The sequence below is a fragment of the Tardiphaga sp. 709 genome (assembly GCF_032401055.1).
In the GTDB taxonomy this organism is placed as follows: Bacteria; Pseudomonadota; Alphaproteobacteria; order Rhizobiales; family Xanthobacteraceae; genus Tardiphaga.
This window is the reverse complement of sequence record NZ_CP135529.1, coordinates 1,899,408-1,915,653: the sequence shown is the minus strand read 5'-3', so window position 1 is coordinate 1,915,653 and position 16,246 is coordinate 1,899,408. Positions and strand designations below refer to the sequence as shown.

Annotated in this window: 14 protein-coding genes; 9 read left to right on the top strand and 5 right to left on the bottom strand. The window is 60.8% G+C overall.

From position 1 onward, the window contains the following. Positions 1-10: 10 nt before the first annotated feature. Positions 11-2,104: a HAMP domain-containing methyl-accepting chemotaxis protein gene (locus RSO67_RS09605; protein ID WP_315843293.1), complete on the bottom strand. Its 2,094-nt coding sequence runs from the start codon at positions 2,102-2,104 to the stop codon at positions 11-13. Positions 2,105-2,478: 374 nt separating this feature from the next. Here RSO67_RS09605 and RSO67_RS09600 point away from each other — a divergent pair, with 374 nt between their 5' ends. Beyond that, on the top strand, positions 2,479-2,634 hold the full coding sequence (locus tag RSO67_RS09600) for a Thivi_2564 family membrane protein (RefSeq protein WP_315843292.1): 156 nt from the start codon (positions 2,479-2,481) through the stop codon (positions 2,632-2,634). A gap of 127 nt (positions 2,635-2,761) precedes the next feature. Here RSO67_RS09600 and RSO67_RS09595 read toward each other — a convergent pair whose 3' ends face one another. The 4 genes from RSO67_RS09595 to cysP form a co-directional block, all read right to left on the bottom strand. Continuing rightward, positions 2,762-4,921, bottom strand: a complete 2,160-nt coding sequence (locus tag RSO67_RS09595; protein ID WP_315843291.1) for a malate synthase G — start codon at positions 4,919-4,921, stop codon at positions 2,762-2,764. A 131-nt stretch (positions 4,922-5,052) separates the two neighbouring features. Further along, a complete protein-coding gene (gene cysW / locus RSO67_RS09590; RefSeq protein ID WP_315843290.1) occupies positions 5,053-5,940 on the bottom strand; it encodes a sulfate ABC transporter permease subunit CysW in 888 nt (295 codons plus the stop codon). Continuing rightward, positions 5,940-6,767: a sulfate ABC transporter permease subunit CysT gene (gene cysT / locus RSO67_RS09585; protein ID WP_315843289.1), complete on the bottom strand. Its 828-nt coding sequence runs from the start codon at positions 6,765-6,767 to the stop codon at positions 5,940-5,942. The genes cysW (RSO67_RS09590) and cysT (RSO67_RS09585) overlap by 1 nt, the downstream gene beginning before the upstream one ends. A gap of 197 nt (positions 6,768-6,964) precedes the next feature. After that, positions 6,965-7,966 (bottom strand): thiosulfate ABC transporter substrate-binding protein CysP, encoded by a 1,002-nt coding sequence (gene cysP, locus RSO67_RS09580; RefSeq protein ID WP_068735095.1) that lies wholly within the window; start codon positions 7,964-7,966, stop codon positions 6,965-6,967. Between the two features lie 302 nt (positions 7,967-8,268). Here cysP and cysG point away from each other — a divergent pair, with 302 nt between their 5' ends. The 8 genes from cysG (at position 8,269) to RSO67_RS09540 (ending at position 16,213) form a co-directional block, all read left to right on the top strand. Then, positions 8,269-9,705 (top strand): siroheme synthase CysG, encoded by a 1,437-nt coding sequence (cysG, locus tag RSO67_RS09575; RefSeq protein ID WP_315843288.1) that lies wholly within the window; start codon positions 8,269-8,271, stop codon positions 9,703-9,705. Then, on the top strand, positions 9,702-10,016 hold the full coding sequence (locus RSO67_RS09570; protein WP_068735099.1) for a DUF2849 domain-containing protein: 315 nt from the start codon (positions 9,702-9,704) through the stop codon (positions 10,014-10,016). The genes cysG and RSO67_RS09570 overlap by 4 nt, the downstream gene beginning before the upstream one ends. A gap of 12 nt (positions 10,017-10,028) precedes the next feature. Beyond that, complete coding sequence (locus tag RSO67_RS09565; RefSeq protein ID WP_315843287.1) at positions 10,029-11,684, top strand: nitrite/sulfite reductase; 1,656 nt, start codon at positions 10,029-10,031, stop codon at positions 11,682-11,684. After that, positions 11,671-12,183 (top strand): DUF934 domain-containing protein, encoded by a 513-nt coding sequence (locus tag RSO67_RS09560; RefSeq protein WP_315843286.1) that lies wholly within the window; start codon positions 11,671-11,673, stop codon positions 12,181-12,183. Before RSO67_RS09565 ends, RSO67_RS09560 begins: the two co-directional genes overlap by 14 nt. A gap of 207 nt (positions 12,184-12,390) precedes the next feature. Next, the gene (locus RSO67_RS09555; RefSeq protein ID WP_315843285.1) at positions 12,391-13,380 is read left to right on the top strand and encodes a sulfate ABC transporter substrate-binding protein; all 990 of its coding nucleotides are present in this window, start codon (positions 12,391-12,393) and stop codon (positions 13,378-13,380) included. A gap of 114 nt (positions 13,381-13,494) precedes the next feature. After that, positions 13,495-14,283 carry a sulfate ABC transporter permease subunit CysT gene (gene cysT, locus RSO67_RS09550; RefSeq protein WP_410001879.1) on the top strand — a complete coding sequence of 263 codons (789 nt, stop codon included), beginning with the start codon at positions 13,495-13,497 and terminating at the stop codon, positions 14,281-14,283. Between the two features lie 6 nt (positions 14,284-14,289). Beyond that, positions 14,290-15,183, top strand: a complete 894-nt coding sequence (cysW, locus tag RSO67_RS09545; RefSeq protein WP_089265417.1) for a sulfate ABC transporter permease subunit CysW — start codon at positions 14,290-14,292, stop codon at positions 15,181-15,183. After that, entirely contained in the window at positions 15,173-16,213 is a 1,041-nt protein-coding gene (locus RSO67_RS09540) for a sulfate/molybdate ABC transporter ATP-binding protein (RefSeq protein WP_116662616.1), read from the top strand. Before cysW (RSO67_RS09545) ends, RSO67_RS09540 begins: the two co-directional genes overlap by 11 nt. Positions 16,214-16,246: the final 33 nt, after the last annotated feature.

The following is a 16,246-nucleotide window of genomic DNA, read 5'->3' as shown; positions in this document are numbered from 1 at the left end:
GAGGCCCTGCCTAGGCAGCCCGGATCTTGCCGAGGAAATCCGTCACCTGTGTGCCGAGCTGGCGCGTCTGCGTGGCTAGCGTTTCGGAGGCTACCTTCACATCCTGCGCGGCAGCGCCAGCTGCGTCCGCATCGGCGCTAACGCCAGCGATGTTGTCCGACACATTGCGGGTGCCGTCGGCGGCCTGCTGCGTACTTCGGGTGATCTCTTGTGTCGCGGCGCCCTGTTCTTCGACGGCCGCGGCGATGGCAGTTGCTACTTCATTGACTTCGCCGATGATGCCGCCGATCGACTTGATGGCCTCGATGGCCTCATTGGCGACCTTCTGGATATCTGCGATCTGCTCCGAAATATCGTCGGTTGCCTTGGCGGTCTGGCTGGCCAGTGACTTCACTTCCGATGCGACGACCGCAAAGCCGCGTCCGGCCTCGCCAGCGCGCGCGGCTTCGATAGTGGCGTTGAGCGCCAGCAGGTTGGTCTGCGAGGCGATATCGTTGATCAATCCGACCACCTCGCCGATCCGGTTGGCGGTCTTGGCGAGGCCTTGGACGGTGCCGTCGGTTTCCTGCGCCTGATTGACGGCGCGACTGGCGATTCCCGCGGCGTGCGCGGCCTGCCGGCTGATATCGTTGATCGACGAGCTCAGCTGTTCGGCGGCGGAGGCGACATTCTGCACGTTCAGGGAGGCTTCGCCCGAGGCTTTTGCTGCGACCTGCACGCGGGCGTTGGTCTGGCTGGACACGACCGCCATGCCATCCGATGTGGTGTTCATCTGATCGGACGCGTTACCGAGCGCGTTGAGCGCATCGCGCATCTGGACCTCGAAGGTCCCGATGTGCTGTTCGATGGCCTGCTGCCGCTGGGTCGCGTCGGCGTTGCGGTTACGCTCCTGTTGTTCGATCTGTGCTTTCTCCTTGGCCTGTTGCTTGAAGGTCTCCAGAGCGCCGGCGAGCGCGCCGATTTCGTCCTTCCGTTCGGAATAGCCGGCATCGACGACGAGATCGCCTGCGGCGACTTTCAGCATCGCATCGCGGATGGTGTGCAGTGGGGTGATGACGCGGCGGGTGACGGCAACCATGCTGCCGAATGCTACGCCGAGCGCGGCAGCGAGCAGCGCCAGTTGCAGGATCAACGCGTGCTGCGCGGCAGTCCACTGCGTCAAGGTGTGGCTTTTTGCTTCATTCAGCGCTCGTTCAGCGACTGTAACCGCACTGGCCATGCGATCAACGGTGATTGGAGTCCATTCGCTCGCGGTGATTTCGGGCTTTTCGCCGCTCACCAGTGCATTCATGACACGGTCACGAAGGGCCATATATTGCGGGTCGAAATAAGCCACCTTCGCAGCAGCCATGGTTGCAGCCAGGTTGGGCGGCAGCTGCATTCCAGACGCGGACAATTCCAGCGCATTCCAGGCGGCGTCGATGCCGCCAACAAACTTGGTGTAGGCGAGCTTGTTCTCAGGTGTGGCGCGCCCGACAGCAAGGCCGTTCGCGACGAGGAGGGATCCTTCACCGGCGGTGTTGCGCAACAGCCAGGCCGCCTGTTTGATCGACAGTAATTGATCGATCATGGGATCGTTGTGATTCACCGCGGCGGCGAGCTGGGCCGACACTTTCTCCAGTGTTTCAAGCAGCGCCTGTGTGGTCTCCATATACTCCTTGCCGAGGGCTGCACGGCGCGACGCCTTCAGCTTGCTCATCGCGTCCCAGGATTCGGTTTGCAGAGCGGTCAGCTTATCGACCAGCTGGACCAGCGTCGGGTGCAGCGTCTTTTGATCGGCGAATTCGATGGTGGCAATAAGGTCAGCCGCTGCTCGCATCGCCGGCATCTCGGAATCGCGAATGGAGCGGAGATATTTTTCTCCGTCCGGCTGAATGACTGTCTCGTTGTTCAGGTTCCGGTTCGTCGATGCGCGGTCGGTGCGCAGATTATGCATCGCCTTGAAGGCATTCGCAGAGGCGTCCGCAATTACCGAGATGCGGCTGGCTGAACGTAGCCGCCCGTAGGAGTCCCAGGCTGTCGTTGCCAGGACGGCGACCACACAGAGCGCCATGACCACGATGACAGATTGAAGCAATGCGGAAACGGTCAATCGATTGAACATCATGAATCCCCCAAATATTTGATTTAGTAAGGCTTCAAATGGTAAATATTTCCGATTGCACCCGTATTGTGAGCCAAGCTTGAAGCGCGACTACTTTAGGTAGTCGGTGCGTAAGCGTTCTTACAACACGGCAAAGGACGAAGCCCGGCGATTGATCGGTTCTGCTGCTCCGCGCGGGTTCGGCACTCCGCTGGCGGCGCGGATTTTACGTGACCGTCGGTGACCTGAGAGCCAGCTTGCGTGCCTAGTTTGGCGAGGTTCTTTTGTTCCGGTCCGGGAACTCAACGCTCTCGCCCGCGTTGGATCACTGTTGAGCAGCTGTGGCGATGGCCGGGGCTGCTATTCATTTCCATTGAGTCTGGGGGGATACGCACATGCTCGTCGGCGTCTTGATCACTTTTCTCGTCGTTGTTCTCATTCTGTACTTGATCAATCTGTTGCCGATCGACGGCCGCGCGAAGCAGATTTGCCGCGTCGTCGTGATCATTCTCGGTGTGATCTCGCTGCTGAAATACATCGCGGTTTTCTAGCGAGATGAACTAACAAAAAAGCCCCGGCGGTTTGCCGGGGCTTTTTTCTTGCAGCCGATGCGATCGACATTCTCTCATTCGTCATGCCGGGCTTCTCCCGGCCATGACGACAGAGACAAAGAGTGTATCAAGCCAGCGCCTTCGCCTCGCGGCGGCGCGCCGTGAGGATGTATTCAGTATAGCCGTTCGGCTGCGTGCGTCCCTCGAAGATCAGGTCGCAGGCAGCCTTGAAGGCGACGCCGTCGAACGAGGGCGCCATGTTCTGATACAGCGCGTCGCCCTTGTTTTGCTCGTCCACCACCACAGCCATGCGCTTCAGCGATTCCATCACCTGATCCTTGGTGATGACGCCCTGATGCAGCCAGTTGGCGAGGTGCTGCGCGGAGATGCGCAAGGTCGCGCGGTCTTCCATCAGGCCGACGCCATGAATGTCCGGCACCTTGGAACAGCCGACGCCCTGGTCGATCCAGCGTACGACATAGCCGAGGATGCCCTGGCAGTTGTTGTCGATCTCCTGCTTAACGTCATCGGGCGCCCAGTTCGATTGCGACACCGGAATAGTAAGGATGTCGGTGAGCTTGCCGCGGGGGCCGCCCTTGGCGAGATCCTTCTGGCGCGTCGCGACATCGATCTGATGATAGTGCAACGCGTGCAGCGTCGCGGCCGTCGGCGAGGGCACCCATGCGGTGGTGGCGCCAGCTTGGGGATGGCCGAGCTTCTGCACCAGCATGTCCGCCATCTTGTCGGGCGCGGCCCACATGCCCTTGCCGATCTGGGCATGGCCCGGCAGGCCATCGATCAGGCCGACATCCACGTTCCATTCTTCATAGGCCTTGATCCACGGCGTCGCCTTCATGTCGTTCTTGCGGATCATCGGACCCGCTTCCATCGACGTGTGGATCTCGTCGCCGGTGCGGTCGAGGAAGCCGGTGTTGATGAACATGATGCGCTTGGATGCATTCTGGATGCAGGCCTTGAGGTTCACCGTGGTGCGGCGTTCCTCATCCATGATGCCGACCTTCATGGTGTTCTCGGGCAGCGACAGCAGCTTCTCGACGTGCGCAAAGATTTCGCAGGTCAGCGCCACTTCATCGGGGCCGTGCATCTTCGGCTTGACGATATAGATCGAGCCGGTGCGGCTGTTGCGGATCGGACCCTTGCTCTTGAGGTCGTGGATTGCGATCAGGCCAGCAACGGCGGCATCGAGCAGGCCTTCCGGAATTTCCTCGCCGGCGCTGTCGAGCACCGCATCCGTAAACATGTGATGGCCGACATTGCGCATCAGCATCAGGCTGCGGCCATGCAGGGTCAGGTTCTTGCCGTCGATCGTCTTGTAGACACGGTCTTCATTGAGTGCGCGCTTCAGCGTCTTGCCGCCCTTTTCGAAATCGGCCGAGAGCGTGCCGTTCATCAGGCCCAGCGTGTTGCGATAGACCAGCACCTTGTCGTCGGCGTCCACAGTGGCGACACTGTCTTCCATGTCGAGAATGGTCGAGACGGCCGACTCCATGATCATGTCGGCAACACCGGCGGAGTCGTCCTTGCCAATGGTGTTGGTTCGATCGATCTTCACTTCGATATGCAGGCCGTTATTGACCAGCAGGATCGAGGTCGGGGTGGCGAGCTCGCCGAGATAGCCAGCGAGCTGGGATTCGTTCTTCAGCGCGGTGAGGTTGCCGCTCTTGAGCTTGGCCGAGAGCTGGCCCGCAATGATGCTGTAGGCCGTGACATCGGTGTGGCTGCCGGTCGCGAGCGGTGCAGCCTGATCGAGGAAGGCTTTTGCCTTGGCGATGACTTTGTCGCCGCGTGCCTTGTTGTAGCCTTTGCCACCTTCAGACGGATCATGCGGGATTGCATCGGTGCCGTAGAAGGCATCGTAGAGACTGCCCCAGCGCGCATTTGCGGCATTCAGCGCGTAGCGCGCATTGGTGAGCGGCACCACGAGCTGCGGGCCGCAGATCTGGCCGATCTCGATATCGACATTGGCAGTCTCGACCGGCTTGGTCGCAGGCTCCGGGAGGAGGTAGCCGATTTCCTTGAGGAACGCCGTATAGGCGTTCATGTCGAAGGCGCCCTTGTTGGCCAGATGCCAGGCATCAATCTTGGCCTGCAACGTATCGCGCACCTTGAGCAGTTCGCGGTTCTTTGGGCCCAGGTCCTTGATGAGAGCGGCGACGCCGGCCCAGAACGCATCCGGCTGGATGCCGGTCCCGGGGGCGGCTTCCTTGGCGATGAAGTCGAACAGGACGGGGGCGATCTGCAGTCCGTGGGCGTCGATGCGTTTCATGGTGTCTTTCTCGCGAGAAGCGGCAATTCTGCTCTAATTTCAGGGAGTATATGCATAAACGGCGCCAAACCGCGGCGCCCATGGGACCTTTTAGCGCCAAACGCTACCCGGTGAGAAGTCCCCTAAAGGGATCAGTGACCCGGTGGCCGGGCCGCGGCCTGCGCATGATCAGGCGAGAGGCGCTCCAGCACCACCTTGATCACGATGGTGAGCAGCGCCACCGCAGTCAGCACCGTCGCCGCGGCGAAGGCGCCTGCGACATTGTAGTCCTGATACAGAAGTTCAATTTGCAGCGGCAGCGTTGTGGTCTGGCCGCGGATGTTGCCGGAGACGACGGAGACGGCGCCAAATTCGCCCATCACGCGTGCATTGCACAGGATCGCGCCATAGAGCACCGCCCAGCGAACGTTGGGCAGCGTTACGCGCAGGAAGGTCGCAAAGCCGGAAGCGCCGAGTGTGACGGCGGCCTCTTCCTCATCCGTGCCCTGCACCTGCATGAGCGGGATCAACTCACGCGCCACGAAGGGCGCGGTGACGAACATGCTGGCGAGCACGATCGCCGGCAGTGCGAACATCACCTTGATGCCCATGGCTTCGATCAGCGGGCCGAACAGGCCTTGCGAGCCGTAGACGAAGATATAGGCGACGCCGGCGACGATCGGCGAGATGGAATAGGGCAGTTCGATCAGCGAAATGAGGAGCGTGCGGCCTGGGAAGACGAACTTGGTCACCGTCCACGCCGCGGCGAGACCGAATACGATATTGATCGGCACGGCGATCAGCGCGGTGACGACAGTCAGGAAGATCGCATGCTGCGTGCCGGGCTCGGTGAGGCTGTTGAAAAACGTGCCGATGCCTTGCGACAGCGCTGAACTGAAGATCAAAGCCAGCGGTGCGATCAGGAACAGCAATGTGAGGATCGCGACGATGCCAAGTACCACGCGGCGCGTCACCGGGCCGGCACCAACGGGCGTCACCATCCATTCGGTATGGGCGCGTTCACTCGTCGGATGCGACATCACGCATCTCCCCGGCCGAGATAGCGCAGGTTCCAGGCCTGCACGGCATTGGTGACGATCAGCATCGCAAACGCCATCGCCAGCATCACCACGGCAATCGCGGCGGCAGCTTGGTAGTTGTATTCCTCGAGCCGAATATAGGTCAGCAGGGCAACGATCTCGGTCTTCATCGGCTGGTTGCCGGCGATGAAAATCACCGCGCCGAATTCGCCGAGGCTGCGTGCGAAGGACAGCGAGCAGCCGGCGAGGAACGCCGGAAAGATCGCGGGGAAGATCACGCGCCAGAGAATTTGCAGATCGTTGGCGCCGAGCGAGCGGCCCGCTTCCTCGACATCGGAGCCGAGATCCTCGATCACCGGCTGCACTGTGCGCACCACAAAGGGAATGCTGGTAAAAGCCATCGCGATGGCGATGCCGAGCGGTGCGTAGGCGACCTGGATGCCAAGTGCATCGAGCGGTGCGCCGAACCAGCCTTTCTTGGAAAACAGCGCCGTCAGCGCGAGGCCGGCCACGGCGGTCGGCAGCGCGAAGGGCACGTCGACCAGCGCGTCGAGAATGCGCTTGCCGGGAAATTGATAGCGTGCCAGCACCCAGGCGAGCAGCAGGCCGTAGATGGCATTGAATGCGGTGGCCGCCAGCGCCATCGTCACGGTGACGCGGATGGCCGACAACGTGCGCGGTGACGACAGTATGTCCCACAATTGCGCAAGCCCGACGTCCGAGGCTTTCAGGATCAGCGCGCAGAGCGGCAACAGCACGATTGCTCCGAGATAAAAGAGCGTAATGCCGAGCGAGAGCCCGAAACCTGGAATGACGCTACGTCTCAAGGGAAGGTCCGTGTGTGAAGCTGTGGGCTTCTCTTAGACGATTTGCGCGGAAAGGGAATGCGGGGAGGTCGTCTAATGCAGGCGCCCGTCCTCTCCCATGTCATGGACGGGCTTGTCCCGGCCATCCACGTCTTTAGTTCATTTGCAGCCAAGACGTGGATGCCCGGGTCAAGCCCGGGCATGACGGAGTTTGTGGTTCACTTCCCGCCGAACAGCGTGTCCAGCTTTGCGCCGGGATTGAGGTGTTCGGCATTCAGCTTGTCCCAGCCGCCGAATTCGTCCTCGACGCGGTACAGCTTCACTTCCGGGAATTTGTCCTTGTATTTTGCCATCACGGTCTTGTCGGTGACGCGGTTATAGCCCTTGGCTTCGATGTCCTGGCCTTCCGGCGAATACAGGAATTCGAGATAGGCGGTCGCGAGTGCCTTCGTGCCGTGCTTGTCGGCATATTTGTCAACGACGGTCACCGGGAATTCGGCGAGCACGCTGGTCGGTGGCACCACCACTTCATACTTGTCCTTGCCGGCGAGGTCGCGGATGGACGAGGTCTCGGCCTCGAAGGTGATCAGCACATCGCCGGTGCCGCGCTCGACGAAGGTCGTGGTGGCGGCGCGGCCACCGGTGTCAAACACCGGGACATTGGCAAACAGCTTCTTGATGAAGTCATCGGCCTTGTCGGCGCCATACTTGTTCTTCGCGAAGGCATAGGCGGCCAGATAGGTGTAGCGCGCATTGCCCGAGGTCTTCGGGTTCGGGAAGATCACCTGCACGCCCGGCTTCACCAGATCGTCCCAATCCTTGATCCCCTTTGGATTTCCGGCGCGCACCAGGAAGGCCGGCAGCGAGTAATAAGGCGAGGAATTGTTCGGCAGCCGCTTGGCCCAGTCGGCCGGGATGAGTTTGCCGCGGTCATACAGCACCTGCACGTCGGTGACCTGATTGAAGGTGACGACGTCCGCTTCCAGGCCCTCAAGGATCGAACGCGCCTGGCGCGACGAGCCATTATGCGACTGGTTAATGGTGACGTCCTGGCCGGTCTTGGCCTTCCACTGCTTGGCGAACGCTACGTTGATCTCGGCATAGAGCTCGCGCGAGATGTCGTAGGAGACATTGAGCAGCGTGTTCGGCGTTTGTGCCTGCGCGGGTGCAGTCGCGAGAATGCCGAGCCCGGCGGCGAGAGCGATAATGAAACGGTTCACGTGAAGTCCCTTGTGAGTGAGAGCGATCGGATGGCCGGGAGCGGCGGCTGCGGCGTTTTGCCCGGCAAACGGTCCGGAATTTGCTGCGCAACGGGGGCGGGCACCGGTGCGATTTCGCGCAACTCCTGCATCGGCCGACCGTTATTGAGGAGAAGCATCTACGACGCTTGGTGTTTGAGGACAAAAATTCTATAGTTAGAACGCCTCGAAGAAGATAAAATCTTCTCTTTGCGCCTCGTTATCGAGAGATATATAGAATATAATTCCAGTCAACCCCCGAATTTCGGGGCAGCGGAGTATGTATGCGGTTTCTGCCTGTCTTCCTCGATTTGCAGACCGGGCCGATCATTCTTGTCGGCCAGGGCGAACTCGTGCGCGCCAAGCTGAGGCTGCTGCTGGCGGCCGGTGCGCGGATTCGCTGGTACGCAACGGACGGCAATCGTGACACGTCCGGGCTCGATGCCGATGGCGTGGCGCGCATTGAACATGTCGAGGGCGATCCGGTGACCGCCGATCTTTCGGGGACCATCGCTGTGCTCTGCGCCGGCGCCGGCGAACTCGGCCATGCGGTGGCTGCGCGCGCCAAAGCGAGCGGCGTGCCCGTCAATGTGATGGATGAGCTCGCGCACTCCACTTTCATCTTTCCGGCCATCGTCGATCGCGGCGATGTGGTCGTCGCCGTCGGAACCGGCGGTGCGTCGCCGGTGGTGGCGCGGCGTGTGCGCGAAAAGATCGAGGCGATGCTGCCGGCGCGGATCGGCGATCTCGCGGGCTTCATCGGGCGCTGGCGCAGACCGATTAACGACAAGATCGCCGAGGCGCCGTTACGTCGCAGGTTCTGGGAGCGCATCGTCGACGGTCCGATCGGCGCGCTGGTGCTGGCGGGGCGAGGTACCGAGGCCGAGAAGGCGCTGACGGAAATCGCCGATCTCTCGATCTATGCAGGTGCAGCGCAGGCCGGCGTTGTCGAAGGTCACGTCACGCTGGTGGGAGCTGGGCCGGGCGATCCGGATCTCCTGACCATCAAGGCGTTGCGCGCGCTGCAGGACGCCGACGTTGTATTTTACGACGAACTGGTGTCACCCGAAGTGCTCGACCGCATCCGCCGGGATGCATCGCGTATTCCGGTGGGTCGCCGGGTCGGCAAGCCTGGCATCGGTCAGGATGCGATCCACAAATTGCTGATCGAAGCTGCGAAAGTTGGGCAACGCGCCGTGCGCTTGAAGGGCGGTGATCCCTTCATTTTCGGGCGCGGTGGCGAGGAGATCGAAGCGCTGCGCGAAGCGGGTGTTGCTTACTCCGTTATTCCCGGCATCACCGCAGGTCTTGGCGCTGCGGCTATGTTCGAGGCGCCGCTGACCTATCGCCGCGAAGCGCTGCGCATCACCTTCCTGACGGCGCACAAGGAAAAGGACGCCGACAAGGTCGACTGGTCGACGCTCACCGACGAGAAGATGACAGTCGTTGTTTATATGGGTATGACCGCTGCCCCCACGATCCGCGCTGGATTGCTCGCTGCCGGGCGCTCGCCACAAACGCCGGTTGGCGTGTTTGCGCGCGTGACGCGTCCGGACGCCCAAGCGGCGGTGGGTATGCTCGACGATCTCCCGGCGCTGGTCGACCAGATCGATGGCGGTCCGGCGGTTCTCATCATCGGCGATGTCGTGGCGCATTCCGCGCCGTGGCGCGCCGCTCAGATCAACAAGCTCGTTTCAGATTTATTGGTGGCTGCCGAATGACCTCTCCGCTGCAACAGAAAATCAAGATCACCGGCCCGTCGGTGGTGACCGCCAATCGCACATGGGACGGCGTGGTGATTTATCGCGATGCCCATAAAGGCTGGACCACCGACCTCGCGCAGGCTGCCATCGTGCGCACTGCCGATGATGCGCGTGCGCTGCTTGCTGAATCCACAGCCGATGATGTTGGCGCCATCGGTCCCTATATCGCGCCGGTCGCCGTGAACGACAACGGCACCGTCGAGCCGGGCAACCTCCGTGAACAGATTCGCCGCAAGGGCGTCACCATTGACCTTCCGGCTTCGGCTTAAGGCACCTGAATTATGTATGCTTATGATGAAATCGATCGCACGCTGATCAACGAGCGTGTCTCGGAATTCCGCGATCAGGTGAAGCGCCGTCTCGCAGGTGAACTCACCGAAGATGAGTTCAAGATGCTGCGGTTGATGAACGGCGTCTATCTTCAGCTTCACGCCTATATGTTCCGCGTCGCCATTCCCTATGGCACGCTGTCATCGCCGCAACTGCGCAAGATGGCGCATGTGGCGCGACGCTATGACCGCGGCTATGGCCACTTCACCACACGGCAGAACATCCAGTTCAATTGGATCAAGCTCGCCGATCTGCCGGATGCGCTGGCAGATCTCGCTTCGGTCGGCATCCACGCGATGCAGACATCGGGCAATTGCACACGCAATGTCACCACCGATCAATGGGCAGGTGTCGCGCCGGGCGAGGTCGAGGATCCGCGCATCTGGGCGGAATTGCTGCGGCAGTATTCGACCATGCATCCGGAATTCTCGTTCCTGCCACGCAAGTTCAAGATTGCAATCACTGCGTCGGCCCATGATCGCGCGGCGATCAAGGTGCATGACATCGGTTTGCGAATTCACAAGAACGAGGCCGGCGAGACTGGCTTCGAAGTGTTGGTCGGCGGTGGCCTCGGTCGCACGCCATTCATCGGCAAGGTGATCAAGCCGTTCGTGCACGGCCGCGACATTCTGAGCTACGTCGAGTCCATCCTGCGCGTCTACAACCAGTATGGCCGCCGCGACAATATCTACAAGGCGCGCATCAAGATTCTGGTTCATGAGCTGGGCATCGAGAAATTCGCCGCCGAAGTTGAGGATGAGTGGCTGGCGACGCGCGAGAGTGCGCTGACGCTGGACAACGAGGTTGTCGAGGATATCCGCTCGCGCTTTAGCTATCCGCACTATCAGAAGCTCTCCGACACGCCGGACGAGTTAACGGCCGCGTCGGCCGATCCGCATTTTGCGCGCTGGCTCAAGAACTCGGTCGCGCCGCATCAGCAGACCGGCTACGCCATCGTGACATTGTCGTTGAAGCCGGTGGGTGGCCCGCCCGGCGATGCCACGGCCGACCAGATGGATGCGGTCGCCGATCTTGCCGACAAATACTCGTTCGGCGAAATCCGCGTGGGCCATGAGCAGAACCTCGCGCTGCCGAATGTCGCCAAACGCGACCTGCCGGCGCTGTGGCGGCAACTCGACAAGCTCGGTCTTGCGACGCCGAACGTCAATCTGGTCACCGACATCATCGCATGCCCTGGCCTGGACTACTGCTCGCTGGCCAATACGCGATCGATCCCGATCGCGCAGGAACTGACGCGGCGTTTCGCCAATCACGATCTCGCGGAGCTGATCGGTCGGCTGCATATCAACATCTCCGGCTGCATCAATGCCTGCGGCCATCACCATGTCGGCCATATCGGTATTCTCGGCGTCGAGAAGAACGGCGAGGAATTCTTCCAGATCACAATCGGTGGCCGTGCCGACGAGCATGCCGTGGTCGGCACCCTGATCGGACCGGCGGTGCCTTTTGCCGAGGTCGCCGACGTCATTGAGGATATCGTCGAAGCCTATTTGGCACTGCGTGCCCGGCCGGACGAATTGTTTGTCCAGACTGTCGAACGCCTCGGCGTCGAGCCGTTCAAGGAGCGCGTTTATGCCACTCGTTAAGCAAGGCAAGATCGTTGCCGACGGTTATATTCAAGTGGCCGACGATGCGGAGATTCCGGTCGACGGGGCGGCGTTGATTCCGGCCGCGCGTTTTCTTGCCGATCTAGAGGCGCTGCTGAAGCGCAACGGCCCGACCGGCGTGATCTGGCCGAACAACCGCGATCCGGAAGAGCTGGTGCCTTATCTCGACAAACTCGCGGTGGTCGCGCTGGTCTTCCCGACGTTCCGTGACGGCCGTGCCTACAGCCAGGCGCGCCTGTTGCGTGAACGTTACAAGTTCAAGGGTGAATTGCGGGCAACCGGCCAGGTGTTGCGCGACCAGTTCGTCATCATGCTGCGCGCCGGTTTCGATTCATTCGAGGTGAAGAAGGATGCCGATGCGGAAGCCTTCGCCGCCACGGTGAAGCGCTACACGGTGTTCTATCAGCCCACCGGCGATGGCCGCATCACGGCGCTGCATCAGCGCATGCAGTTACGCCATGCCGAGAACGCGCGCTAATTCGCCGCATGCTGACGGCTTTCGCGACGCTGGTTGATGACAAATGACCAGCGCGCGATACGGTATCCGTGCGAAGGCATATTCATAGCACATTGCTGCCGTCATGCCGCCAACATTGGAATCTGGTTTCGTTGACTTGGCGGTGCTTCTTCAAGATTTTGCCCCCACCTCATGACGATCGTGTCGTGAGGTTGGATGGAGATCAAAATGGTCCGTCGTATTCTTCCCGTCATCGTAGGTCTCTTAATTGCAACATCGGCGCATGCGGCAGACATTTCGCTGCTCAACGTGTCATATGACCCGACGCGCGAGCTGTATGTCGATTTCAACAAATCGTTCGCTGCTGCGTATCAGAAAGAAACCGGAAAAAGCGTCGAGATCAAGCAGTCGCATGGTGGATCGGGGGCGCAGGCGCGCTCTGTGATCGATGGTCTGCAAGCCGATGTGGTCACCCTCGCGCTCGCTTACGATATCGACGCAATCGCCAATAAGGGCCTGCTGGCCAAGGACTGGCAGAAGCGCCTGGCGCAGAATTCGTCGCCCTATACGTCGACCATCGTGTTCCTGGTGCGCAAGGGTAACCCCAAGGCCATCAAGGACTGGGATGATCTGATCAAGAGCGGCGTCAGCGTCATTACACCGAATCCGAAGACTTCTGGCGGTGCGCGCTGGAACTACCTCGGTGCCTGGGGTTATGCTCTGAAGAAATATGGATCGCAGGACAAGGCAAGGGAATTCGTCGGTAACATCTTCAAGAACGTTCCGGTTCTCGACACCGGCGCGCGTGGCTCGACCATCACCTTCGTTCAGCGTGGCGTCGGCGATGTCTTGCTGGCCTGGGAAAACGAGGCGTATCTGGCAATCCAGGAATTCGGCAAGGACAAGTTCGAGATCGTAGCGCCGTCGCTTTCAATTCTAGCCGAACCGCCGGTTGCCGTCGTTGATACCGTCACTGATAAAAAGGGTACCAAAGCTGCTGCCGAGGCCTATCTGAAATACTGGTACACCAAGGAAGGTCAGGAGATCGCCGCGCGCAATTTCTACCGTCCGCGTGACGCCGATATTGCCAAGAAGTACGAGGCTTCCTTTGCCAAGGTGGATCTGTTTACGATCGACGATGTGTTCGGAGGCTGGACCAAGGCGCAGAGCGAGCACTTTACCGACGGCGGCGTGTTCGACAAGATCTACAAGAACTGATCGTTCGCAACGAAACACCCAGACCGGTACGCCAGTCTGGGGCTTTTACCAAAGCAAGGGGACATTGTGAGCGCGGCACCTAAACGAAGTGCGTTGCCGGGGTTCGGTCTGAGCATGGGCCTGACCCTGACATGGCTGTCGCTTTTGATTCTGATCCCGTTGGCCGGGTTGTTCGTCAAGACAGCGGATCTCAGTCTCTCGCAGTTCATCGATACCGTTACCAGCAACCGCACACTGCATGCGCTCAGGATTTCGTTCGGATTGGCCTTCGCGGCTGCCCTGGTCAATCTGGTCGCTGGCCTGATTATCGTTTGGGCGCTGGTGCGCTACCGGTTCCCCGGTCGCCGGCTGTTCGATGCCATTGTCGATATTCCGTTCGCCCTGCCCACTGCAGTGGCAGGCATCGCGCTGACGACGTTGTTCGCGCAGAACGGATGGCTGGGCGCGCCGCTGGCGTCGCTCGGCATCAAGGTAGCGTTTACGCCGCTCGGAATTTTCCTGGCGATGGTCTTCATTGGCATTCCGTTCGTGGTGCGGACCGTGCAACCGGTGCTGATCGATCTCGATGTCGAGATCGAAGAGGCCGCAGCCTGTCTCGGTGCCTCCCGTTGGCAAACCATCACCCGCGTCATCATTCCCAGCCTCACGCCGGCCATTCTCACCGGCTTCGCGCTGGCGTTCGCCCGCGCCGTTGGCGAATATGGCTCCGTGATCTTCATCGCCGGCAACCTTCCAAATGTGTCGGAGATTGCGCCGCTCTTGATCGTCATCCGGCTGTCGGAATTCCGCTATGCCGATGCGACGGCGATCGCGGTGGTCATGTTGGTCTTTTCATTCCTGATCATCTTCGTGCTCAATCGGCTGCAGCGCTGGGCGCAGACGCGCGCGCTGGCCGTGAGTTGACCTGACATGACCATTACAATTATCAATTCGCCAGTCACCGTGGAGCGCGCCCAGTCCGTGGCACGACAGGACCTGCATACCGAGCCATGGCTCGTGCGCGGCATCATTATCGGTGTCGCAGTGATGTTCCTGACAGTGTTCGTGGTCCTGCCGTTGATTTTGGTATTCTCGGAGGCATTGTCCAAGGGCGTTGGGTTCTATCTGTCGGCCTTGGCAGATTCCGAGGCGCTCTCGGCCATCTGGCTGACGCTGATCACAGCAGTGATCTCGGTCAGCCTCAATCTGGTATTCGGCGTTGCCGCCGCTTGGGCGGTGGCCAAATTCGAATTCAGGGGCAAGACCTTGCTGGTCACCCTGATCGATCTGCCGTTCTCGGTCAGCCCCGTTATCTCCGGTCTGGTATTCGTGCTGCTGTTTGGTGCGCAGGGTTTCTTTGGGCCATGGCTGATGTCGCATGGCATCAACATTCTGTTTGCCGTGCCGGCGATCGTGCTGGCGACCACCTTCGTCACCTTCCCGTTCGTCGCCCGGGAATTGATCCCGCTGATGCAGGAGCAGGGGTCGCAGGAGGAAGAGGCGGCGATCTCGCTGGGGGCGAGTGGTTGGCGTACCTTCATTGTGGTGACGCTCCCCAACATCAAATGGGGCCTGCTCTACGGCGTACTGTTGTGTAATGCGCGCGCCATGGGTGAGTTTGGCGCAGTTTCGGTGGTGTCGGGCCACATTCGTGGCGAGACCAACACCATGCCGCTGCTGGTGGAAATCCTGTATAATGAATATCAACTGGTGGCTTCGTTCGCGATCGCGTCACTGCTGGCTCTGCTGGCGCTCTTGACGCTGATCGCAAAGACCATCCTCGAAGGCCAGATCGAAGAAGGACAGCTGCCCCGTGACGATTGAAGTTCGGAATATCGTAAAGCAGTACGGTGCCTTCAAGGCGCTGGATAATGTCGACCTCAGGGTTGCTGATGGTGAGTTGCTCGCGCTGCTCGGGCCGTCCGGCTCCGGCAAGACTTCACTACTGCGAATCATCGCAGGGCTCGACTGGCCGGATTCCGGAGAAGTCTCGTTCGATGGCGAGAACGCATTGGCACGGGGCGCAGGCGAGCGCCACGTCGGTTTCGTGTTCCAGCACTATGCGTTGTTCCGCCATATGAGCGTGTTCGAGAATGTGGCCTTCGGCCTGCGCGTGCAGCCGCGCGCCGTGCGCAAGAGCGAAGCGCAGATCCGCGCGCGGGTGAAGGAACTTCTCGATCTCGTGCAGCTCGACTGGCTCGCCAATCGCTATCCCAGCCAGCTCTCCGGCGGCCAGCGGCAGCGTATCGCGCTGGCGCGCGCGCTCGCCATCGAGCCGCGCATTCTGCTGCTCGACGAGCCGTTCGGTGCGCTCGATGCCAAGGTCCGCAAGGAGTTGCGGCAGTGGCTGCGCACGTTGCACGAGGAAATCCACGTCACCTCGATCTTCGTCACGCATGACCAGGAGGAGGCGCTCGAAGTCGCCAACCGCGTCGTGGTGATGGACAAGGGCAAGATCGAACAGATCGGCACGCCTGGCGACGTTTACGATAACCCGGCGACGGCTTTCGTGCACTCATTCATAGGCGAGTCGATCGTGCTCCCGGTCGATGTAAGCGACGGCCAGGTGAAGCTCGGCCATCGCCCGCTCAACATCGATGCGGGCAGTGCAAGCGGCCCGTCGAAATTGTTTATTCGTCGTCACGACATGCAGATCGGTCCGCTCGGCGAGGGAGCCCTCGAAGGCACCGTGCGCCGCGTCCGCACCTTCGGCCCGATCCAGCGCGCCGACATCGCGTTGTCCGGCGATGATACGCTGGTGGAGATCGATGCCCCGCGCGACCGTCCGCTCACCACGGGCGATGCGATCAGCCTGCAGCCGCGGCGCTACCGGATCTTTGCCGGGCAGGAGTGACTGGCGCTTTCTAAAATCCCGTCCGTTCACCTT

Bases quoted from the DNA above. Each gene is read 5' to 3' on its own strand.
- RSO67_RS09605 (WP_315843293.1), bottom strand. From the start codon at position 2,104: ATGTTCAATCGATTGACCGTTTCCGCATTGCTTCAATCTGTCATCGTG.
- RSO67_RS09600 (WP_315843292.1), top strand. From the start codon at position 2,479: ATGCTCGTCGGCGTCTTGATCACTTTTCTCGTCGTTGTTCTCATTCTG.
- RSO67_RS09595 (WP_315843291.1), bottom strand. From the start codon at position 4,921: ATGAAACGCATCGACGCCCACGGACTGCAGATCGCCCCCGTCCTGTTC.
- cysW (WP_315843290.1), bottom strand. From the start codon at position 5,940: ATGTCGCATCCGACGAGTGAACGCGCCCATACCGAATGGATGGTGACG.
- cysG (WP_315843288.1), top strand. From the start codon at position 8,269: ATGCGGTTTCTGCCTGTCTTCCTCGATTTGCAGACCGGGCCGATCATT.
- RSO67_RS09570 (WP_068735099.1), top strand. From the start codon at position 9,702: ATGACCTCTCCGCTGCAACAGAAAATCAAGATCACCGGCCCGTCGGTG.
- RSO67_RS09565 (WP_315843287.1), top strand. From the start codon at position 10,029: ATGTATGCTTATGATGAAATCGATCGCACGCTGATCAACGAGCGTGTC.
- RSO67_RS09560 (WP_315843286.1), top strand. From the start codon at position 11,671: ATGCCACTCGTTAAGCAAGGCAAGATCGTTGCCGACGGTTATATTCAA.
- RSO67_RS09555 (WP_315843285.1), top strand. From the start codon at position 12,391: ATGGTCCGTCGTATTCTTCCCGTCATCGTAGGTCTCTTAATTGCAACA.
- cysT (WP_410001879.1), top strand. From the start codon at position 13,495: ATGGGCCTGACCCTGACATGGCTGTCGCTTTTGATTCTGATCCCGTTG.
- cysW (WP_089265417.1), top strand. From the start codon at position 14,290: ATGACCATTACAATTATCAATTCGCCAGTCACCGTGGAGCGCGCCCAG.